The organism is Streptomyces sp. NPDC046716 (assembly GCF_040645755.1).
Taxonomy (GTDB): domain Bacteria; phylum Actinomycetota; class Actinomycetes; order Streptomycetales; family Streptomycetaceae; genus Streptomyces.
In genome coordinates, this window is the sequence record NZ_JBEYYU010000001.1 from 13,002 (window position 1) to 35,183 (window position 22,182).

Sequence of the window (22,182 nt, forward strand, 5' to 3'; positions counted from 1 at the left end):
GAGGGCTACTGTCAACTTCAGCCGAGAACCTGGGGGCTTGAAGTGAGCGGACAACCCAACACCCGTCTGAACGACCTGTTCGGCCTGGCCGGCTGGTCCAAGGGCGAGCTCGCGCGACTCGTCAACCGGCAGGCGGCGGCCATGGGCCACCCCCAGCTGGCGACGGACACCTCGCGGGTGCGGCGTTGGATCGACATGGGAGAGATCCCGCGCGATCCGGTGCCGAGGGTGCTGGCGGCGCTGTTCACCGAGCGACTCGGCCGTGTCGTGACCATCGAGGATCTCGGTCTTGTCCGACACGGGCGCGCGGGGAAACGGCAGGGCGGCGGAGACCTGGAACAACAGGGACCCGACGGAGTGCCGTGGGCGCCCGAGCGGACAGCTGCGGTCCTCACCGAATTCACGGGAATGGACCTCATGCTCAACCGACGCGGCTTGGTGGGCGCGGGTGCCGCGCTCGCCGCAGGATCCGCACTCAGCAGCGCCATGCACGACTGGCTGCACACCGACCCGGCCCTCGCGGCCGACGCTCCCCGGACCTCCGATCCCCTCTCCGGGGCCGGCACGGCCGACTCCGCGGGGTTCGACCGCTACGAGGCCGCCCCCATCGGGTCTCAGGAGATCGAGGAACTGGAGCGCTCGGTCGAGGTGTTCCGGGCCTGGGACGCCTCCCGCGGCGGCGGGTTGCAGCGCAAGGCAGTCGTGGGCCAGCTCAACGAAGTCGGCGGAATGCTCTCGTACCGCCATCCCGACCATCTCCAGCGGCGCCTGTGGGGCGTCGCCGCCAATCTCGCCGTCCTCGCGGGCTGGATGTCGCACGACGTCGGCCTGGAGCCCACGGCCCAGAAGTACTTCGTCATCGCCGCGCACGCCGCGCGCGAGGGCGGGGACCGGCCACGGGCCGGCGAGGCCCTGTCACGGGCCGCCCGCCAGAAGATCCATCTCGGCGCCCCCGACGAGGCGCTCGACCTGATGAAGCTCGCCAAGTCCGGTTCGGGCGACCAGGTGCTGCCCCGCACCAAGGCGATGCTCTACACCATCGAGGCCTGGGCCCAGGCCTCGATGGGCAAGGGGCAGGCGATGCGGCGCACCCTCGGCCAGGCGGAGGACCTCTTCGTCTCCGACAAGGGTGACGTGGAGCCGCCGACCTGGATGCAGATGTTCGACGAGGCGGACCTGCACGGGATGCAGGCCCTCGCCTATCGCACCCTCGCCGAGCACGAGCCGGGCGCCGCCGTCATCGCCCAGCAGCACGCCAGGGAAGCCCTTGCGCTGAGGGCCGGCGGCCGGGACCGGTCGAAGATCTTCGACCACCTGTCGCTGGCGTCGGCCTGCTTCATCGCCGACGACCCCGAGCAGGCGGACCGGTACGCGCGCCTCGCCCTCTCCTCGATGGGGGCGAACTCCTCGCACCGCACCTGGGACCGGCTGCGCGAGATGTACCGGCTCACCGGCCAGTACGCCGGCTATCCGAAGATCGAGGACCTGCGACAGGAGATCAAACTGGCGCTGCCGAGGAGCACGGGGAAGAGGATGCAGGCCTGAGCCGAATCCGGCGGGGCGTCATCGACAGAGGACGTCGATGGATGAGGACGTCAGGAGTCGATCCTGGCGATGAGCACACAGGCGTCGTCCTCGCGCTCACCCGAACCGACCGCGTCGGCCACCACGCGTACGCATTCCTGTGCGTCGCTTGCCCGGGCCAGGCGTGGTGCCAGGGCGAGCAGTCGGCCGGCCGCCGCCTTCTCGCCGCGTCGTGGCACCAGTGCGTCGGTGTGCAGCAGCAGCACGTCACCGCTGCGCAGTTGCACGTCGGCCTGCTCGTACCGGGCACCGGAGGTGGCGCCGAGCAGCACGCCCTGGGGCGGCGTGAGCGCACGCCCCGTCCCGTCGCGGAAGAGCAGCGGGGCGGGGTGTCCCGCCTGCGCCCACGCCAGTGTGCGGTCCACCGGGTCGTACCGGCAGCACAGGGCACTGCCGAGGGCGGGCCGTACGGCGTTGTCGAGGAGGTGGCCGAGGCGGCCGAGGAGCTCGGCCGGCGGGGTGTCGCACACGGCCATGCCGCGGACGGCGCCGAGCAGCATCGCCATGCCGGAGGTGACGGCCACGCCCTGTCCGGTGAGGTCGCCGACGGTCAGCAGGGTCTTTCCGTCGGGCAGTTCGAGTGCGTCGTACCAATTGCCGCCGGTCGGGGTGCCGGAGGAGGAGGGGAGGTAGCGGGCCGCGACATGGAGACCGCCGGGGCCGCCGTGCGGGAGCCGCAGGGAGCCGCGCCACGGCGGCAGCACGGCTTCCTGCAGCTCGACCGCGAGCCGGTGCTCGGTCTGCGCGATGTGCCGCTGGCGCTGGAGCGAGTCACGGGTCTCACTCACCGCTCGCTGGCTGCGGCGCAGGTCGCTGACGTCGCGCACGACCGCCCACATGGAGGCGGTCGAGCCGTCCGCGTCGAGCACGGGCTCGCCCATCATGTGCACCGCGCGCACGGCGTCGTCCGGGCGCACGATGCGGAACTCGCCGTCGATGGGTTTGCCGTCGATCAGACAGTCCGTGACCATCGCGGTCAGCTTGGGCTGGTCGTCGGCGTGCACCACGGTGGACAGCTCGTCGAGGGTCAGGGCGGGGGAGCCGGGGTCGCGGCCCAGGATCTCGTACAGCTCCTCGGACCAGGTGGCCTCGTCGGTCAGTAGGTTCCAGTCCGCGCTGCCGACGCGGGTGACCAGCGAGCCGGGGTGCGGGCCGGCGGCCGGACGCTGGGGCGGTACACCGTTGCGCAGCGCCGGGCCGTCGCGCAGTTGGGCCAAGTGCCGGTCCAGGTCGCTGAGTTGATGGACCGCCAGCTCGTACAGGGCGCGCTGCCAGCGGGCCTCGGGGGCGGTCTCGTCGGGTACCGCGTCGACGGAGTCGCGGCGCACCGCGTCCACGTCGCCCAGCAGTCGGCGTGTCTGGTCGATCAGCGCGTCGACGGTGCCACGCTCCGGCGGCTGGCCGGCGGGGCGGTCCGCGAAGACATGGGACGGCATGACGAACTCCGATGCAGGCGCGGGAACGGCCGAGGCGGACGGAAGGACCGCTAGAGACTCTGGCACAGCCCGCGAGGCCCCGTAAGGGATTTGGCCATACACGATGCGGTGGTGCTTCTGGCATATGCCCTTGTCCCCTTGAATCGTTCTCCCGGGCGGTTTGGTCGAACGAATGACCGGTTATGGCGTAGTTCGGGTGGTCAGGGCCGGACGGCGGGAGGTGCGAAACGCGTAGCCCTCCTACGCCGGACAGGCGCCGCCCGGACCCCTGCCGAAGGGGTCCGGGCGGCACGCGTCACCAGGGGTCGCCGTCCCCGCTACCTCCCCAGCCGGGTGCCCGGCGCGGACGAGGACGCCGCCGTGGCGCTGCCGTTGACGACGAACTGGGAGCCCGGCTCGATGAGCACGTCACCGTCGCGCGAGTCCTTGATCGTCACGCCGGAGAGCGTGGCGTCGCCCCGGGCCCCGCTCATGGCGAGGATGCCCGACCCGTTGACGGACTTGGAGATCGACACATTGCTGATCTTCACGCCCGGCATGGCGCCGCCACCTGTCTTGAACTGGATGCCGTCGTACGTCGAGTCCTGGATGTCGGTGTCCCGGATGGTGACGCCCGGGATGTTCTGACCCTGCGCGAACAGGGTGATCGCGCCGAACTCCTGGTCCTCGTTCCAGAACGCCCCGCCCGTGCGGTACAGGCCGTTGTTCGCGATCAGCGTCTGCCCGGAGAAGGGCAGCGGGTCGTGGTCGGTCGCGAGCATGATGCCGGGGTAGTTCGCCGTGTCGTACACCAGGTTGTTCTCGATCTTGTTGCCGTAGCCGCCGTACACGGCGATGCCGTTGGCCCGCCACGGCAGCTGCACCGTGTTGTTCCGGAAGACGTTGTCGTGCCCGACGTCGACCGAGGTGTCCTTGACGTACTTGTTGGCCCACACGGCCAGCGCGTCGTCACCGGTGGTGCGGAACGAGGAGTTGTAGACGCTCGAGTTGCGGGTGCCGTTGGAGAAGTTGATGCCGTCGGCGTACGTGTCCCGGATCCGCATGCCGCTGAACTCCAGGCCGTCGGCCGGACCCCACAGCTCCGGGATGTTGCTGTAGTCGCGGCCCACCCACACGCCGACGTTGGCGTGCTCGATCCAGACGTTGGAGATCTTGGTGTTCTTGCCGAACCGGCCGTTGAGACCGACGCCGCCCTCCGCGTTGCCGTCGCCGCCCCGGATCGTGCCCGAGCCGAAGATCGCGATGTCGGAGATCTTGGTGTTGTCGTCGATGTCGAAGCCGAAGTTGCCCTCGTGCGGATGGTTGATGCCGCCCGCGTTCTGCGGCGCGGTCAGGGTGTAGAGCTGCGAGTGCCACATGCCGGCGCCCTTGATGGTGACGTCGCGGATGCCGACCTGGTTGTACTGGCCGCGGTTCAGCGGGTCGTCCGTGAGGATCTTCTGCTCCTGGCGCCACTGTCCGGCCGGGATCCACACGCAGTCGATGTCGCCGTTCTGGTCGGCGGTCACCGCCTTCTGGATCGCCGCCGTGTCGTCGTTGCCGTCGTTCGGCACCGCGCCGTACGCGGTGATCGAGGTGCACTCGGCGGGCTTGCTCGCCGCCGGCGCCACCTGCTCCAGGTCGACGAGATCGACGATGTAGTACGCGGCGTCGTCACCGGAGTCGCGCTGCAGCCGGAACTTCGTGCCCTGGGGGTAGGTCTGCGCGAGCAGGGCGTGCGTCTCGTCGAAGAGGCGGCGCGCGTCACCGCCGGGGGTGTTGGTCAGACCCTCGGGGTCGTCCGTGTGTCCGTAGAGCCAGCTGTGCTTGGAGGACAGGTTCAGCTTCTGCACGAACTTCCCGTCGGCGTACAGGCTGAGCGTCTTCTCCTGACCGCCGCCGCCCGCCGCGTCCGGCAGCGAGTTGCGCACGACGATCGAGTTCGTCGCGTTCGTCGAGGTGAACTCCACGTACTGACCGGTGGAGTTGAGTCGCACCGACTTGCGGCCGGAGGACTCGGACGCGTAGTTCGTGTGACCGAAGGTGCGCTTCGTGTCCGCCGTCAGGAGCGTGCCCGTGTACGTGCCGTCCTCCGCCTCGTACTCGGTGTAGGGCACGGCCGCGCCCCGGCCGACCACGATCGAGCGCGCGAGGACGTTGTTGTTCTCGTTCGTCTCCGCGACCGTGCCGGTGGCGTCCGCGGTGGCGGTGAGGGTGGCGCCGCCGCTGACCGCGGTCCAGCTGCCGGAGAGGGTGACGTCGGCGCTCGCGCCCGCGGCGAGGGCGGGCGTCGTGCCGTTCAGCGTGGTGGTGCCCACCGTCAGCCGGGTCACGGAACCGGCCGGCACCGCGCTGGTGCCGCGGTTGTGCACCTTCACCGAGAACGTGACGTTCGCGCCCACCGGCGGACTGGCCGGATTCGACGTGATGCCGGTGACCTCCAGGTCGGGACCCGGACTCTGACCGACCGTCAGCTTGCTGTCCGCGGTGCGGCTGTTGTTGGTCTCGTCCTGCTCGCTGATCGCGTTGGTCGGGTCGACGAGCGCCGACACGGTGTAGCTGCCCTCGACGCGCTTGCCGATGGTGACCGGCACCGTGGCCGAGGCCCCGGCGGCGAGCGCGGGGACGGCCACGCTGCCCGCGACGGCCCCGCCGACGCTCACGTCCACGGTGGTCGCGGGGGAGGCCGCCGAACCGGTGTTGCGGACCGTGGTGTTGACCTTGATCGTGTCTGCCTCGCTGGGCTGCGCGGGATCCCAGGACAGGCCCGACACCGTCAGATCGGGGTTCGGCGCCGGGGTGCCGTGCACCTCCAGTTCCGCCACCTGGCCGCCGTAGCCCGCGGTGTTCGAGGAGATCTTCAGCTGGACGTCGGCGTAGCGGCCGGACACCGGGATCGTGACGGTGTTCTGGTTGCCGGACGGGTTGAACGTGTAGTCGGCCTTCGCCTTGACCGAGCCGAACGCGCTCCCCGCCGCCGTCCGGCCGAGCACCTCGATGCTCTGCGTGCGGGTGGCCCAGGCCGGATCCGGGTTCAGTTTCAGGACGAGCGAGTCGAGGTCGGCGTCGGCGCCCAGCTTCACCGTGAGCGTCGACGGGCTGCCGCTCGCCTCCCAGTAGGTGCCGGTGTTCCCGTCGACGGCGTTCTTCGCGACGTAGTTCTGGATGGTCGACGACGCCTCGACCGGCTTGTTCAGGGCCAGGTTCGCACCGGCCGCCGCCGGTGCGGCCTGGGCGGTGACGGGCAGCAGCCCGAGCGTGGTCAGTGCGGCGCCGAGCCAGACGGCGGTCAGCCGTCGACTCCCTTGTCTCCGTCTCACGACGTGGTCCTCTCAGGGTGGGGGATGCGGGGGCGGATCACTTCAGGTACGCCTCGACCTCGCTGAGCTGCGCGGCGGGCCAACCCGTGTTGGCGGTCACCCGCACCCGCAGTTGGCGGGTCGCGGGCGACGAGTCGGGCAGGGTGACGGTCACGGTGTTTCCGGTGGCCGGATCGAAGCGGTAGTCCTTCGACGCGGCCAGGGTGGCGAACGACGATCCGTCGGTGCTGCCCTCCACCGAGAGGGTCTGGGTGCGCGCGCCCCAGGCCGCCGACGGCGGCAGCTTGAGGACGACCCGCCGCACGGCCTGCGCCGAGCCGAGGTCGACGGTGAGCGCCTGCGGGAAGGCGTTGTTGGCCGACTCCCAGTACGAGTTCGCGTCGCCGTCGACCGCCTTGCCGGGCGTGTACACATCGACCGAGCCGGTCGCGGTCGCCGAGCGGCCCTGGGCGAGGTTGCGGGCCGGGTCGGGGTCGGGATTGCCGGCGCCGGGCTGCGGCCAGGCCGAGCAGGTGGACCAGGTGCTGGACCAGCCGGAGTTGCCGCCGCCGTCGGTGAGCGCGAAGGTGCCCGATCCGGACGGGTAGGGGCAGTTGTAGACGCCGGCCACGCCGACTCCGGTGGCCTTCAGGTTGCTGATCTTCACGGCGCCGGGCGTCTCGGCCTGCACCACGACCGTGCCGACCTTGTCCACGGTCGATCCGTCGACGGTCACGTTCTTGACGGCCTTGCCGGTGCCGCTGCCGGAGACGAACTCGTAGGCGCTGTAGGGGCTGTCCTTGATCGTGGTGTTCGTGATGTTCACGGTCGCCTCGATGGCGCTGTCGTAGGCGTCGACGCGCAGCGCGCCCATGGGGTGGCCCCAGTTGGGGTTGATCGCCCCGGTGCGGACGAGGGTGTTGCCGGAGACCGTGATGGTGCCCGCGAGCGGGGAGAACGGGTCGAGGAACTTCTGGTTGGAGATGGCGATGCCGCTGCCCAGGGCGTTGGTGTCCTGGACCAGGTTGTCCTTGACGGTGATGTCGGTGCCGCCGTAGATCGCGATGCCGTTGGCCAGGTTGGGCTGCGAGATGGTGTTGCCGGAGAAGGTGGAGCCGGTGTCCGCGCCGTTCAGCGACCACATGGCGAGGGAGTCGTCGCCCTGGTTGCGCAGGAAGTTGTTCCGGACCTGGACGCCGTGCGCGTTGCCGTTGAGGTTGAGGCCGTCGGCCGTGGTGTCGAGGATGCGGCTGTTCTCGACGATGAGGTTGTCGTTGTTCCCGGTCAGCCAGAAGCCGCACTTCAGGTGCTGGATCCACATCCCGGAGACGGTGGAGTTCGGGCCGAGGGAGCCGTTGACGAAGTTGTCCGGGTTGTTGTCGACGCGCTCGGTGACCTCACCGATCACCGCGAAGTTCTTGAGGTTGACCTTGCCCGCGGAGCTCGTCTGGTCGATGAAGTGCGAGGAGCGGACGACCGAGTACCAGCTGCCCGCGCCGAGGAGCGTCACGTTCTCCACTCCGCTGAGCGCGGAGCCGACCTTGAAGTCGCCGGCCGGGATCCAGACCGTGCCGCCGCTGCCCTTGGCCGCGGCGATCGCGTCGCGGAACGCCTGGGTGGAGTCCTGCCGGCCGGTCGGGTCGGCGCCCTTGTCGACCACGGAGACCGCACCCGAGGGCTTGGCCGCGGCCGCCGCGACCTGCTCGAAGTCGGCGACGTCGACGGTGACCTGGGTCGAGGCGGCCTCCAGCTTCACCTTGTCGCCGGCCTTCAGGTCCCGGCCGAGCAGGAGGCGGGCGTTGTCGAAGAAGTGGTGCGTCTTGGCGCCCGCGATCCAGGAGGTGTCGACATAGCTGTACTGGGAGGTGACGGCCAGCGATGAGGAGAGCTTGGTGCCGTTGACGTACACGGCGAGTGAGCCGGACTGTCCGTCGGGCACGTTGTAGGCGACGTTCACGGCGTTGGCCGCGCCGGCCAGGGTGAACTCGACGCTCTGGCCCGCGCTCAGCCGCACGGCCTGGCGGCCCGAGGCCTCCGAGGCGAGGGTGCCCTGGGTGTGGTCGGGGCCGACCTTGGTGCCGCCGGTGACGGCGGACTCCGCCTCGTAGGAGGTGAAGGGGAGAGTGGCGCCCGTGGCGCTCGCGGCGGCGGTGCGCTGCTGCGGGGCCGCGTGGGCCGGCGCCGGGTCGGCGGCACCGACCACGGCGCTCACCAGGGCGACCGCGAGGGCGAGGACGGAGAGGCGACGCGCGGTCAGTGATGGCGCGTCCATGACATGCGGATTCATCTGCGGTGGGGCCTTCCTGGTGGGGGTGGGGAGGTGGGGGTGAGGGTGGGGCCGATGGCACAGAGATGCCTTCCGGGGACCGCGGGGTGCCCCGGCCGCAGGCAGCGCTCACTCAAGCATCACGTTCAAGGCTGCACAAGATGTCGGGCAAAGACTGCAAATAATTGACAGCCTTGCGCAATCACTGGCCAGTCAGGGGGTGTTGAGGCCGCCGGTGCCTCCGGTGGCCCGAACCCCCGCGGCCGTCGCGCGGCGGAGGATCGGGCTCCGCTCGCGGCCGGTGTGCCGCACGCGCCCTCGGCCTGGAGCGGTCCGGCGCTGACGGCGCATCACCGGCGAGCCGTCGTGACGCAGTCGTAATCTTGCAATTTTGGATCCGAATCTTGCGGTCATCTGTGCGTCGTCCTATCGTCACGTCTCGAATCAAGGGCAGTGCTTGGGCTTGACCCCTGGAGGAGCCGTAATGAAGCCCCGTAACCTCGCGATCCTTCTGACCACAGGTCTGGCACTCACTGCCACAGCCTGCGGCGGTGACTCGTCGGACGACGGCGCCGGAGGGAAGGTCAGCATCACCGTGGCCTGTCAGCCGGCGAAGACCGCGCCTAAGCAGCGCAAGGCCTGGGACGACGACGTCGCCGCCTTCGAGAAGGCGCACCCGGACGTGAAGGTCAAGAGCACCGACCAGCAGCCGTGCTTCGACCCGAAGACGTTCGCGGCGAAGCTGGCCGGCGGGCAGATGGAGACCGTGTTCATGGTCCCCGTCACCAACTACGCGGACGTGATCTCCAAGCGGCAGGCGAAGGACATCACGAGCGACACCAAGTACGTGAAGAACTTCGGTGACATCAAGCAGAACGTGCGCGACATGGTCACCAAGGACGGCAAGGTCTACGGAGTCCCCAACGTCAGCTACAGCGTCGGACTCGTCTACAACAGAGCCGTGTTCAAGAAGGCCGGCCTGGACCCGGACTCCCCGCCCAAGACCTGGGACGAGGTCCGCACCGCCGCGAAGAAGATCGCCGGACTCGGCAAGGACTACATCGGCTACGGCGAGTACGGCGGCGGCAACACCGGCGGCTGGCACTTCGCCCAGGCCATCTACAGCCGCGGCGGCGAGATGGTCACCGGCCACAAGGCGGCCTTCAACAGCCCCGAGGGCAAGGCCGTCCTGCAGACGCTGCACGACATGCGCTGGAAGGACAACAGCACCGGCAGCAAGGTCAACATCGGCTGGGAGTCGCTGATGCAGCAGATGGCGGCCGGCAAGACGGGCATGATGCTCGGCGCCCCGGACGTCGTCACCGACGTGGTCCAGAAGTTCCAGGGCAAGGTGAACGACTACGGCATCACCGGGATACCCGACGGCAAGGCGTCGCTGACCGGTGGCGAGGCGTACATGATCAACCCCAAGGCGAGCGCGGCGCAGACCAAGGCCGGCCTGGAGTGGATCGACTTCCAGTTCAACACGCCGGGCAAGGGCCGCTTCGACTTCGCCCGCGGCAAGGCCAACGGCGAGGCTGTGGGCGTTCCGAACAACGACTACATGGGTGACTCGGCCACCGGCAAGAAGCTGGCCGAGGAGCGCAAGGCCAACGCCAGCCTGCCGGTCGAGTTCTACGAGCCGTACGTCGCGACCTCGACCTCGGTCGAGCCGAAGCTGGAGCCGGAGAAGGCGCAGGAGCTGTACGCCGTCCTCGACGTCGCCATGTCGGCGGTCCTCACGCGGGAGAACGCGGACGTCGACCAGCTGCTCAAGGACGCCGAGTCCAAGGCGAACTCGATCCTCGCCAAGAGCTGACGGCACAAGGTCCCGGGGTGCCGCCCACCGTGGCGGCACCCCGAGTCGGCACCGCACCGGGTCGGAGCCGGGAACGGGAGATCACGATGGAAACACTCACGGTGGAGCCCCAGCGGCAGACCGCGCCACGGCGCAGGCCACCCTCCAAGCGCGGCCGGGCCGCGCGCAGAAACCTGAGCGCCTACGGATTTCTGTGCGCAGCTCTCTTCTGTTTCGCCATGTTCGCGTGGTGGCCGATCGTCAAGGAGGTCCTGCTCAGCTTCCAGTCGACCAACCTGGTCGACCCGCCCACCTGGGTGGGCCTGGACAACTTCCGCACGGTGGTGGACGATCCGGCGTTCGGCCAGGCCTGGCGCAACACCCTGGTCTTCACCCTCCTGGCCCTGGTGTGCGGCTACGTCATCCCGTTCGCCGTCGCCATCGTGCTCAACGAACTGCGGCACGCCCGCGCCTACCTGCGGTTCGTCGTCTACCTCCCGGTGATGCTGCCGCCGATCGTCGCGGTGCTGCTGTTCCGCTGGTTCTACGATCCCGGACCCGGTCTGTTCAACCAGGCCCTCGACTTCGTCGGCCTGCCGACCCTGGCCTGGCTGGACTCCACCAGCACGGCACTGATCTCCCTGGTGATCGTCGCCACCTGGATGAACCTGGGCTCCGGCGTCCTGATCTATCTGGCGGCCCTGCAGAACATCCCCGGCGACCTCTACGAGGCGGCCGAACTCGACGGCGCCGGCATCTTCAAGCGGATCTGGCACGTCACCATCCCGCAGACCCGGCTGATCCTGCTGCTGATGTTGATGCTGCAGATCGTCGCCACGATGCAGGTGTTCATCGAGCCGTACATGCTCACGGGCGGCGGCCCGGAGAACGCGACGGTCACCGTCGTCTACCTCATGTACCAGTACGCGTTCGTCTACGGCGGCAACTACGGGGCGGGCAGCGCGCTCGGCCTGATGCTCATGGTCGTGCTGCTGGCGGTCGCCGCGGTTCAGCTCCGGCTGACCCGAGAGGAGAAGTAGGTCCATGGTCAACACCACCGCCCGCCCGGACGCGGCGGAGCAGACCCGGGGCGAGAAGACCGCCGACCGCGGTACCGGACGGACCCGGACCAAGCGTCGCGGGGCCTGGGCCGAGGGCCACACCAGGACCATCGTCTCGCCGCTGGAGCTCAAGTCCCGCTGGGGCCGCAAGATCTACTGGACGCTCCTCGTGTTCGTCCTGCTCGGGTTCACCCTGGTGTTCGTCTTCCCCCTGTACTGGATGGTGACGGGGGCGATGAAGTCGGGCGAGGAGATCGCCCAGATGCCGCCCACCCTCTTCCCGAAACATCCCGACTTCGGCGTCTTCGTCGACGCCTGGAAGCTGTTCGACATCGGGACCCTGCTGAAGAACACCCTGTACTACGCCGTCGGCGCGTGGCTCTTCGCGCTGGCGGTCGACGTCTGTGCCGCCTACGCCCTGTCCAAGCTCCGGCCCATGTTCGGCAACGTGATCCTGGCCGGCATGTTCGCCACCCTGATGATTCCGCCGATCGTCGTGATGATCCCGGCGTACATCACCGTGACCGATGTGCCGATCTTCGGCTGGCACCTGCTCAACTCGCCCTGGGCGATCTGGTTCCCGGTGGCAGCCAACGGGTTCAACATCTTCCTGCTGAAGCGGTTCTTCGACTCGATCCCGAACGAACTCCTGGAGGCGGCCGAGATCGACGGCGTGCCCCCGTGGCGGATCCTGGTCTCGATCATCCTGCCGATCTCCCGGCCCATCCTCGGCGTGGTCTCCATCTTCACCGTCGTCGCGATCTTCAAGGACTTCGTCTGGCCCCTGCTGGTCCTGCCCGACAGCGAGAAGATGACCATCAGCGTGGGTCTGTCGCAGACCGCGGGCGCGGTGACGCAGAACCAGATCATGGCCGGTCTCGTCATCGCCAGCATCCCGATGATCATCGTGTTCTTCTTCTTCCAGCGCAGCATCATGGCGGGCCTGACCGCCGGAAGCCTCAAGGGCTGACCGCGCGCACCGCGCCGGGCCCGAAGCCAGTACCACCCCTCAGCACTCCGCCGCCGGCCTCAACCATCCATGCCCCCGCACCGGCCGGCGGCGGAGTCCCACCTGCCCGAAAGGACCTCCCGTGGCAGCTGTTCCCTCGTCCCGCACCGACGACTGGTGGCGCGACGCCGTCATCTACCAGGTGTATCCCCGGAGCTTCGCGGACGGAGACGGCGACGGAGCCGGGGACCTGGCGGGCGTCCGCGCCCACCTCTCGTATCTCGCCGAACTCGGCGTGGACGCCGTGTGGTTCACGCCCTGGTACCAGTCCCCGCTGGTGGACGGCGGCTACGACGTGGCCGACTACCGCACCATCGACCCCGCCTTCGGCACCCTCGAAGAGGCGGAGAAGCTGATCTCGGAGGCCGCCGACCTCGGGATCCGGGTCATCGTGGACATCGTCCCGAACCACGTCTCGGACCAGCACGCCTGGTTCCGGGCGGCGCTGGCCGCGGGCCCCGGCAGCCCCGAGCGGGAGCGCTTCCACTTCCGGCCCGGCCGCGGTGAGCAGGGCGAACTCCCGCCGAACAACTGGCCGTCCGAGTTCGCCGGCGGCACCTGGACCCGGGTCCCCGACGGCGAGTGGTACCTGCACCTGTTCACCCCCGAGCAGCCCGACCTCAACTGGTCCCACCCGGACGTGCGCCGGGAACACGAGGACGTGCTGCGCTTCTGGTTCGAGCGCGGTGTCGCGGGCGTCCGCATCGACTCCGCCGCACTGCTCGCCAAACACCCCGACCTGCCCGACTACGAGGCGGGCGTCGGCCCGCACCCGTACGTCGACCAGGACGAACTGCACGACATCTACCGGTCCTGGCGGGCCATCGCCGACGAGTACGGCGGGGTCTTCGTCGGTGAGGTCTGGCTGCCCGACGCCGAGCGCTTCGCCCGCTACCTCCGCCCCGACGAACTGCACACCGCCTTCAACTTCAACTTCCTCAGCTGCCCGTGGGACGCGGACCGGCTGCGCCGCACGATCGACGACACCCTCGCCGAGCACGCCCCCGTCCACGCGCCGGCCACCTGGGTCCTGTGCAACCACGACGTGACCCGCACCGCCACCCGCTACGGGCGCGAGGACACCGGGTTCGACTTCGCGACCAAGGCGTTCGGCACCCCCGTCGACCTCGCCCTCGGCACCCGGCGCGCCCGCGCCGCGGCCCTGCTCACGCTGGCCCTGCCGGGTTCGGTCTACCTCTACCAGGGCGAGGAGCTGGGCCTGCCCGAGGCGGACATCCCGCTGGACCGCATCGAGGACCCCATGCACTTCCGCTCCGGCGGCACCGACCCCGGCCGGGACGGCTGCCGGGTGCCGCTGCCCTGGATCGCCGACGCCCCGCACTGCGGTTTCGGTTCCGGGGCCGAGCCCTGGCTGCCGCAGCTCGCGTACTGGGCGGACTACGCGGTCGACCGGCAGGCCGGAGCCCCCGACTCGATGCTGACGCTGTACCGCACCGCGCTGCGGATCCGGCGTGCGGGCCCCGGGTTCGGCGACGGGCCGATGTCCTGGCTGCCCGTGGAGGACGGGGTGCTCGCCTTCTCCCGGCCGGGCGGCCTGGTCTGCGTGGTCAATCTGCGTGACCGGCCCGCCGAACTGCCGTCGTACGACCGGCTGATCCTCAGCAGCGGCCCGCTCGACGGCCAGGGGCGACTGCCGGGCGACACCGCGGTATGGCTGCGGATCTGACACCCGTGCGGACGCGGCGCGGATGCGGGCAGATGGAGGTACATCCCATGTCAACGGGTGTAAGTCTTTTGCAAGTCGATGAGCTAATCTTGCAGATATGACACGACGACTTGCTCAAGTTGCCAGGAAAGCGGGAGTCAGTGAGGCAACGGTGAGCCGTGTCCTCAATGAAAGGCCGGGCGTCTCGGAGGCGACGCGGCAGTCGGTGCTCACCGCGCTCGACGTGCTCGGCTACGAACGCCCCACCCAACTGCGCGGCGAGCGGGCCCGCCTGGTGGGTCTGGTCCTGCCGGAGCTGCAGAACCCGATCTTCCCCGCGTTCGCGGAGGTGATCGGGGGCGCGCTCGCCCAGCAGGGCCTGACCCCCGTCCTGTGCACCCAGACGAAGAACGGCGTCTCGGAGGCCGACTACATGGAGCTGCTGCTCCAGCAGCAGGTCTCGGGCGTGGTGTTCGCGGGCGGGCACTTCGCGCAGGCCGACGCCGACCACGGGCACTACCGGCGGCTGGCCGAGCGCAAGATCCCGGTCGTCTTCATCAACGCGTCGATCAACGGCCTCGACTTCCCCTGTGTGTCCTGCGACGACGCGGTCGCGGTCGAGCAGGCGTGGCGCCACCTCGCCTCGCTCGGCCACGAGCGCATCGGCCTGCTGCTCGGCCCCCTGGACCACATGCCGTCCCGCCGGAAGCTGCGGGCCGCCCGCGGCGTCGCACGGGCGACGGGCATGACCCTGGACGACGCGTTCGTGGAGCGGTCGCTGTTCTCGCTCGAAGGAGGACAGGCCGCCGCGTCACGCCTCCTCGACCGCGGGGTCACCGGCATCGTGTGCGCCAGCGACCCCCTGGCCCTCGGCGCCATCAGGGCCGCCCGCCGGCGGGGGCTGTCCGTCCCCGAGGACCTGTCGGTCGTCGGCTACGACGACTCCGCGTTCATGACCTGCACCGAACCGCCCCTGTCGACCGTGCGCCAGCCGATAGAGGCGATGGGGCGCGCGGCCGTCGAACTGCTCATGGCTCAGCTCCAGGGCTCGCGCACGCACCTCGGCGAGCTGCTCTTCGAACCGGAACTCGTCGTGCGCGGCTCCACCGGACAGCTGACCGCCCCCGCGTAGGCCGTCGGCCGGCCGGTCCGGTCAGTCGGCGGCCCGCGGCGGCGCCGTCGAACCCCGCACCACCAGCTCGGGCTCGAAGAGCAGTTCACCGGGCGGCACCGCGCCGCCCTGGATCTGCGCGACGAGCAGCTCGACGGCGGCCCGGCCCATCGCCTCGATGGGCTGCCGCACGGTCGTCAGCGGCGGCTCGGTGCAGTTCATGAACGCCGAGTCGTCGTAGCCGACCACCGAGATGTCCCGGGGCACGGAGCGCCCGGCCCGGCGCGCGGCGCGCACCGCTCCGAGGGCCAGCGGGTCACTGGCGCAGATGATGCCGGTGATGCCGCGCCCGATCAGCCGGGCCGCGGCGGCGTGCCCGCCCTCCAGGGAGAACATCGCGCGCTCCACGGCGTCGTCGGCCAGTGCGCCGCCGGCCGCCTGCGCCGCGGCGCGCGCCGCCGCCAGCTTGCGCTGCGACGGCATGTGGTCGTCGGGGCCGAGCACCAGCCCGATCCGCTCGTGGCCGAGTGAGGCGAGGTGGCGCCACGCCTGCTCGACCGCGACCGCGTCGTCACAGGCCACACATGGGAATCCGAGCCGCTCGATGGCGGCGTTCACCAGCACCACCGGCACATTGCGCTCGGCCAGCCGCTGATAGTGCCCGTGCTCCGCGTCGGCCTGCGCGAACAGACCGCCCGCGAACACCACTCCGGACACCTGCTGCTGGAGCAGCAGCTCGACATAGTCCGCCTCGGACACCCCGCCCTTGGTCTGGGTGCACAGGACGGGGGTCAGGCCCTGCTGGGCGAGCGCGCCCCCGATCACCTCCGCGAACGCGGGGAAGATCGGGTTCTGCAGCTCCGGCAGGACCAGACCCACCAGGCGGGCCCGCTCGCCGCGCAGTTGGGTGGGGCGTTCGTAGCCGAGCACGTCGAGTGCGGTGAGCACCGACTGCCGCGTCGCCTCCGACACACCGGGCTTGTTGTTGAGCACCCGGCTGACCGTGGCCTCGCTGACCCCGACCTTTTTCGCCACCTGAGCAAGTCTGCGCGTCATGGAACGCAAGATTAGCGCAACGCTTGCGGTCCGTTTGCGTGATCGGGGCATCCGTCCGGCGGCCCGGCCCCGCGGGTGCCTGCGCCGATCAGGCGGCGCGACGGCGGCGGTGGCGTGCCGCGGCCCCGGCCCGGGGAACAGATGCCCGCGTGAACGAGACGACCGTACGCGATGACCCGGCGGCCCCGGAACCGGTGGGCGCCACCTCGTCCGCCCGTGAGTGGTCCCTGGCGGACCTGCCCGCCCTCACCTTCGACCCGCTCCTCGCCGAACTGCTCCGCGACGAGCCGGTGGCCCGGGTGCGGATGCCCTTCGGCCAGGAGCAGGAGGCGTGGCTCGTCACGCGCTACCAGGACGTGCGCCTGGTGACCTCCGACCCGCGCTTCAGCCGCGCCGCGCTCATCGACCGCGAGGTGAACGGCATGATGGCGCACCGCGTCGCCGCCACCGTCGGCCTCAACTACGCGGACCCGCCGCACCACACACGCCTGCGCAAGGTGATGACCAAGGCGTTCACCGGCCGCACCATGAAGGGGCTGCGCCCGCGCGCCGAGGCCACCGTCGCCGCGCTCCTCGACGCGATGGAGGAGGCCGGACCGCCCGCCGACCTGGTGGCCCATCTGCACGGCCCGTTCCCGCTGACCGTCGTCAGCGATCTGCTGGGCGTGCCGGTCGAGGACCGGGCGCGGCTCGCCGACTGGCCGGATGTGATCCTCTCGGCCGGCCCCGGGCCGAAGTCCAGCGAGGCCGCGAAGGAACGGATGCGGCGGTACATCGTGGACCTGCTCACCGAGCGCAGGGAGAGCCCCGCCGACGATCTGGCCTCCGTGCTGGGGCGGGCCTGCGCCGACGGCGGGATCACCGAGGCGGAAGCGGTCTCCCTCGCCACGGCCGTCCTCGTCAGCGGCGCCCACGCCGTCCGCAACAACAGCGCCAACATGGTCTACACGCTGCTGACGCGGCCCGAACTGGCCGACCGGCTGCGCGCGGAGCCCGGGCTGCTGCCCCGGGCGGTCGACGAACTCCTGCGGCACATCCCGCACCGCAACGGCGTGGGCCTGCCCCGCATCGCCACCGAGGACGTCGAGGTCGGCGGCGTCCTGATCCGCGCGGGCGAGGCCGTCTACGCCTCCTACCTCGCGGCCAACCGCGACCCCGAGGCCTTCGCCGACCCCGACACGCTCGACCTCGACCGCACCGGCACGGCCCACCTCTCCTTCGGACACGGGCCGCACCACTGCATCGGCGCGATGCTGGCCCGCATGGAGTCGGAGGTGATGCTCGGCGCTCTGCTCACCCGCTTCCCCGGGCTGCGGCTCGCGGTCGATCCGGCCGAGGTGGAATGGCAGAGCAAGGGCTTCATCCGAGGGCCGAAGGCGCTGCCCGTCAGCTGGTGACCCGGAACCCGGCCACGAGTTCGAGCAGCTTCCGGTCGTCGTCGGCGGATCCGCGAAGCGCCGGATCGCCCGGATACGTGTCGAACAGCACGTGATCGGCGCCGAGCTCGGCCAGGGTCTCCACGTCGGCCCGGATCTGCTCGGCGCTGCCGTGGCCGAGCGGCCGGTCGGCGGTGTCGGGGGCGGGCCGCTCGCTCAGGGCGAGCTGGATCCGGGGCGCGAGCGCCGGCACCGCCCGCCCCGCCCGCTCGGCCTCCGCCGCGAGCACGGGCAGCTTCGCGCGCAGCCCGGCGAGCGTCGGCAGATACGGATGCCAGGCCTCGCCGAGCCGCGCGGCCCGGCGCAGCGCGGCGGGGGAGTCGCCGCCGACCCAGACCGGCAGCTGCGGGGCGGTCGTCGGCGCGGGCCCCGTCCGGACGTCCTCGAACTCCACGTAGCGACCCGAGAAACTGCACGGGTCCTGGGTCCAGGCCGCCCGGATCGCGGCCAGGTACTCGTCGGTGATCGCGCCCCGCTGCTCGAACGGCACGCCCAGCGTGCGGTACTCGGCCGCCGACCAGCCGACGCCCGCCCCGAGGATGAACCCCGCGTCGTTCAGCCGGTCGATGTTCGCGGCGAGCCGCGCCGTCTGGAGCGGATGCCGGTAGGGGATGACGGTGATCGTCGTGCCGAGGGCGAGCCCCGGAACGCGGCCCGCGAGATGGGCGGCCAGGACGAACTGGTCGTAGAACGGTGCCGGATAGACCGCGTGGACATCCGGGGTGACCGCGATGTGGTCGGAGATCATCGCGAACGAGAAGCCCAGGTCACGGGCGTCCGTCGCCTGGCGGACAAGGCTCTCGGGGGTGGTGCCGGAGCCGAAGTTGAGAAGGTTGACGCCGAATCGCATGACCGTCAGTCAAGTTGATCTTGTCGACCGCCGTCGAGACCGGACGATCAATTCAAGCCACCTCGCGTCCGGTCCCGGTCAGTCTCCCGGCAGCGCGAAGACCCCGTACCCGAACCCGTCCGACTCGACCGCCGTGCCGTCCGCCGCGATCCGCGCCCCGCGCACCTCGACGGGCCGCGCCCCGGCGAGCCGGTCGGCCTGCGCGCCGGACGGCCAACTCGTACCGGCACGGCTCGGGTTGACGACCACGAGGAACCGGTCCCCCCGCACGTACACGAACGGATGGCCCTCGTGCAGCACCTCCACCGGAGATCCGTACCCGAGCGCCGGAGTGGAGCGGCGCAGGGCGACCAGGCGGCGTACGAGATGCAGCAGCGAGCTCTCGTCCGCGCGCTGCGCGGCCACCGAGGGGCGGGCGGGGGCCGGGTCGAGGGGCAGGTAGAAGCGGTCCTCGGCGGCGGTCGAGAAACCGGCGCCGGGGCCGTCGTCCCACTGCATGGGGGTGCGGGACCCGGCCCGGTTGTAGCGCGGGCCGAGGACGCTGCCCTCCTTCTCCGGGAGATCGGGCACGTACCGCATCCCGATCTCGTCGCCGTAGTAGATCGCCGGCAGGGTCGGCCAGGTGAGCTGGAAGGCGAACGCGGCCGGAAGCTGTTCGGCCGTGCGCGGGCCGCAGTTGAGGCGGGAGAAGTCGTGGTTGGCGGTCGGCAGCGCGATGAACCCGGTGTCGCCGAGCGCGGCGTCCGCCTGCCGCCACGCACGGACGAACGGACCGGGCGAGCCGTGTCCCGAGGCGTCGAAGAAGCAGTCCAGCGGGTCCCAGGCCTCGTCCGTGGTCCCCGTGCCGTTGCTCCACAGGGAGCGCATCGCGAGACCGTTCGCCGGACCGCCGAACTGGAGGAAGAAGTCGGTGTGGAAACCGGCGGGCACCGAGACCTCCGGGTCGCCCCACTCCGAGAGCAGCACCGCCTGCGGGTGGGCGCGGTCGAGCCAGTGCCGCAGCTCCGTCCAGATCCCCGAGGTCGCCCGCCTGCCCGGATCGTCCTTCACCAGCGACGCCGCCATGTCGACGCGGAAGCCGGACACCCCGAGCCGCAGCCAGTGGTCCATGACCTCGCGCAGCGCGGCCCGGTTGGCGCGCGGTCCCGCCGCGTCGACCGGCTGCCGCCACGGCTCGTCCTGACGGGTGCGCGCGTAGCCGAAGTTGAGCGCGGGCTGAGAGTCGAAGAAGTTCGGCAGATAGCCGCCGGGCCGACTGCCGGGAGAGGGGACGAAGCCCTCGGGGACGTCCCCGGTGGTCCAGATGTAGCGGTGGTCGCCGGGATCGTCGACGGCGGCCCGGAACCACGGATGCGCGTCGGAGGTGTGCCCCGCGACCAGGTCGAGCAGGATCCGGATGCCGCGCCGGCCCGCGAGTTCCACCAGTTTCGCGAGATCGTCCGCGGTGCCGTAGCGCGGCGCGATCCGGAGATAGTCGGCGACGTCGTACCCCGCGTCCCGGAACGGCGAGGCGAAGCACGGGTTGATCCACACGGTGTTCACGCCGAGCCACGCCAGATGGTCCAGCCGCTCGGCGATCCCGCCGAGGTCACCGATCCCGTCCCCGTCGGAGTCGGCGAACGACTGCGGGTAGATCTGGTAGAACACGGCCTCGGCGAGCCAGTCGGGGGCGGGACGGAACGGCGCTGCGTCGGGCATGGGTTCGCCAACTCCCTCGTGATGTGGGGACGTCGAGCGTACGAGGGAGGAGGCGCGGCCGGGTAGAGGGCCCGGCGGCCGGTCCGCGATCAGCTGTGCGGCACGACCGCCACGGGGCTCGTCGCGTGATGCACCACGGAGTGGGCGCTCGCGCCCAGCCGGAGCGCGTCGGCGCGCCGCCCGATCACGGTCAGGCTCGCCCGCGTCGACGCCTTCAGCAGATGGTGGCCGGGCTGCCCGTACAGCAGTCGCTCCGACACCTCCACCTCCGGGTACTTCGCCCGCCAGGCCTGAAGAGCGGCCGACAGCGCCTGGCGGCCGAGCGACTCGTGGTGGGCCGGGTCACCGGCCGGGGCTCCGCCACGCACACGGCCGTCCAGCGGCGGCAGCTGCCAGGTGTGCACCGCGTGCAGCGGTGCCTCGCGCAGGGCCGCGGTCTCGAACGCGTAGCTGAGGACGTCGTCGGTGACGGACGCCGTGTCGAGGCCGACGACCACCGGCCGGAACCGCCCCTCGGGCGTCCGCTCGTCCTGGGGGAGCGCGCCGGCCCGCACCAGCACGACCGGGCACGGCGCACGGGTCGTCACGGAGAGCGCGACGGAGCCGACGAGGAACCCGGCGTATCCGGTGAAGCCCCGCGAACCCAGCACCAGCGTCTCGGAGTTCGCCGCCGCCTCCAGCAGCGCGCCGACCGGAGGCTGCGGCCTGCGACGGGCCAGGATCTGCAACGCCGGGTGCGCGTAGGAGAGTTGAAGCGCGGTCCGGTCGAGAACGGCGCGCCGGGGCAGATCGACGTCCAGGGGCGGGGGCGTGGTCCTGCGGCTGCTTCCGGCGTGCACCAGACGCAGCGGCAGCCCGCGGCGCAGCGCCTCGCGGGCGGCCCAGTCGGCGGCGTCCATGCTCTCGCGTGAGCCGTCGGTCCCGACGCTCAGGACGCGAAGGGTGGTCATGACGGAACCTCCAGGACGATGAGGCGGAACGGTGTCCTGCCGCTCGGGTTCCACGCCAGGGCGGGGTCAGTCGTGCGTGCGGCGCGGGCGGCGCACGATCCGGCCGGGGCTCGCGACGGCGCACGTCCTGAGGACGGTCCCACCGGGACCACCATCGCCGGGAGAGGTGAACCGGCCCTGGTCACCGGGACGTTCGGCCCCACCGTGGGGCCACCGGGTGCCCCGAGTGCCCACGGAACCGACAGGCCCCCCGGCAGAGCCGTTCGGCCCCTGGCTGCACGGCGGGCGGCCCCGCAGGGTGGATCTGTCGCACGACGGCAGTCCGGAGTGGAGGAGGGCCGCGGGCAGGACCGGGCGCCGCCGATCGTCCGGCCCCGCCCGCGCCCCACCCCTTCGGAGGGAAACGTTCCCGGTCGCCGGCGCGATGCCCCCGGAAGGAGGCCGCCCCATGACCACCACGGCCCCGCGGATGAGCCAGGCCCTGCCCGAGACCTACCGGGACCGGCTGATGCGCCTCGCCCGTGACGTGACGTTTCCCCCGGGCACCCGGCTCTTCGAGGAGGGCGCCCGCGCCGACCACTTCTGGATCGTGCGCAGCGGCGGCGTCGGCCTCGACGTGCGGGTACCCGGGCGCAGCGCACCCGTCGTCGAGTCCTTGGGGCACGGTGAACTCGTCGGCTGGTCCTGGCTGTTCCCGCCGTACGTGTGGCAGTACGGCGCACAGGCCCGAACTCCCGTGCAGGCCGCGGAGTTCGACGCCGTCACGGTCCGCCTGATGTGCGCGTCCGACCCCGGACTCGGCCTGTTCGTCACCCAATGGGTCGCCCAGGTCCTCGCCCACCGTCTCAAGACCACCCGCACCCGGCTCCTCGACCTCTACGCGCCGTACGGATCCGGTGGGGCCCTGTTCGGGTGACGGTCCCGTAGGGCAGGAGATCGGGGCCGTTCGGCCCTGGCGGATCACCCCCGAGCGCCCCCAGGAT

At 71.0% G+C, this 22,182-nt stretch carries 15 protein-coding genes; 8 read left to right on the top strand and 7 right to left on the bottom strand.

The genetic code is table 11. The features are described from left to right. Positions 1-42 precede the first annotated feature (42 nt). Positions 43-1,545 (top strand): hypothetical protein, encoded by a 1,503-nt coding sequence (locus tag ABZ930_RS00055; protein WP_361538822.1) that lies wholly within the window; start codon positions 43-45, stop codon positions 1,543-1,545. Positions 1,546-1,595: 50 nt separating this feature from the next. Here ABZ930_RS00055 and ABZ930_RS00060 read toward each other — a convergent pair whose 3' ends face one another. The 3 genes from ABZ930_RS00060 to ABZ930_RS00070 form a co-directional block, all read right to left on the bottom strand. Beyond that, on the bottom strand, positions 1,596-3,020 hold the full coding sequence (locus ABZ930_RS00060) for a SpoIIE family protein phosphatase (RefSeq protein ID WP_361538825.1): 1,425 nt from the start codon (positions 3,018-3,020) through the stop codon (positions 1,596-1,598). A 317-nt stretch (positions 3,021-3,337) separates the two neighbouring features. Next, a complete protein-coding gene (locus ABZ930_RS00065; RefSeq protein ID WP_361538828.1) occupies positions 3,338-6,319 on the bottom strand; it encodes a CARDB domain-containing protein in 2,982 nt (993 codons plus the stop codon). 37 nt (positions 6,320-6,356) lie between these two features. Continuing rightward, entirely contained in the window at positions 6,357-8,570 is a 2,214-nt protein-coding gene (locus ABZ930_RS00070) for a discoidin domain-containing protein (protein WP_361538830.1), read from the bottom strand. A gap of 478 nt (positions 8,571-9,048) precedes the next feature. On the opposite strand from ABZ930_RS00070, the gene ABZ930_RS00075 reads away from it, so the two are divergent. The 5 genes from ABZ930_RS00075 to ABZ930_RS00095 all read left to right on the top strand — a co-directional run bounded on the left by ABZ930_RS00075 (position 9,049) and on the right by ABZ930_RS00095 (position 15,230). Next, the gene (locus ABZ930_RS00075; RefSeq protein WP_361538833.1) at positions 9,049-10,383 is read left to right on the top strand and encodes an extracellular solute-binding protein; all 1,335 of its coding nucleotides are present in this window, start codon (positions 9,049-9,051) and stop codon (positions 10,381-10,383) included. Between the two features lie 86 nt (positions 10,384-10,469). Next, a complete protein-coding gene (locus tag ABZ930_RS00080; protein WP_361538836.1) occupies positions 10,470-11,402 on the top strand; it encodes a sugar ABC transporter permease in 933 nt (310 codons plus the stop codon). 4 nt (positions 11,403-11,406) lie between these two features. Continuing rightward, positions 11,407-12,393: a carbohydrate ABC transporter permease gene (locus ABZ930_RS00085; RefSeq protein ID WP_361538839.1), complete on the top strand. Its 987-nt coding sequence runs from the start codon at positions 11,407-11,409 to the stop codon at positions 12,391-12,393. Positions 12,394-12,514: 121 nt separating this feature from the next. Then, positions 12,515-14,119, top strand: a complete 1,605-nt coding sequence (locus tag ABZ930_RS00090; RefSeq protein WP_361538842.1) for a glycoside hydrolase family 13 protein — start codon at positions 12,515-12,517, stop codon at positions 14,117-14,119. A gap of 97 nt (positions 14,120-14,216) precedes the next feature. Next, complete coding sequence (locus ABZ930_RS00095; RefSeq protein ID WP_361538845.1) at positions 14,217-15,230, top strand: LacI family DNA-binding transcriptional regulator; 1,014 nt, start codon at positions 14,217-14,219, stop codon at positions 15,228-15,230. A gap of 21 nt (positions 15,231-15,251) precedes the next feature. Here ABZ930_RS00095 and ABZ930_RS00100 read toward each other — a convergent pair whose 3' ends face one another. Beyond that, complete coding sequence (locus ABZ930_RS00100; protein WP_361538847.1) at positions 15,252-16,265, bottom strand: LacI family DNA-binding transcriptional regulator; 1,014 nt, start codon at positions 16,263-16,265, stop codon at positions 15,252-15,254. Positions 16,266-16,414: 149 nt separating this feature from the next. On the opposite strand from ABZ930_RS00100, the gene ABZ930_RS00105 reads away from it, so the two are divergent. Beyond that, positions 16,415-17,662 (top strand): cytochrome P450, encoded by a 1,248-nt coding sequence (locus tag ABZ930_RS00105; protein WP_361538849.1) that lies wholly within the window; start codon positions 16,415-16,417, stop codon positions 17,660-17,662. Here ABZ930_RS00105 and ABZ930_RS00110 read toward each other — a convergent pair. The 3 genes from ABZ930_RS00110 to ABZ930_RS00120 all read right to left on the bottom strand — a co-directional run bounded on the left by ABZ930_RS00110 (position 17,652) and on the right by ABZ930_RS00120 (position 21,199). Then, a complete protein-coding gene (locus tag ABZ930_RS00110) occupies positions 17,652-18,551 on the bottom strand; it encodes a TIGR03619 family F420-dependent LLM class oxidoreductase (protein ID WP_361538851.1) in 900 nt (299 codons plus the stop codon). The two genes, ABZ930_RS00105 and ABZ930_RS00110, sit on opposite strands and share 11 nt — an antisense overlap. 78 nt (positions 18,552-18,629) lie before the next feature. Next, a complete protein-coding gene (locus ABZ930_RS00115) occupies positions 18,630-20,249 on the bottom strand; it encodes an alpha-amylase family glycosyl hydrolase (protein ID WP_361538854.1) in 1,620 nt (539 codons plus the stop codon). 89 nt (positions 20,250-20,338) lie between these two features. Continuing rightward, entirely contained in the window at positions 20,339-21,199 is an 861-nt protein-coding gene (locus ABZ930_RS00120) for a universal stress protein (protein WP_361538857.1), read from the bottom strand. A gap of 448 nt (positions 21,200-21,647) precedes the next feature. Here ABZ930_RS00120 and ABZ930_RS00125 point away from each other — a divergent pair, with 448 nt between their 5' ends. Beyond that, positions 21,648-22,115, top strand: a complete 468-nt coding sequence (locus ABZ930_RS00125; protein WP_361538860.1) for a cyclic nucleotide-binding domain-containing protein — start codon at positions 21,648-21,650, stop codon at positions 22,113-22,115. The last annotated feature ends 67 nt before the right edge of the window (positions 22,116-22,182 follow it).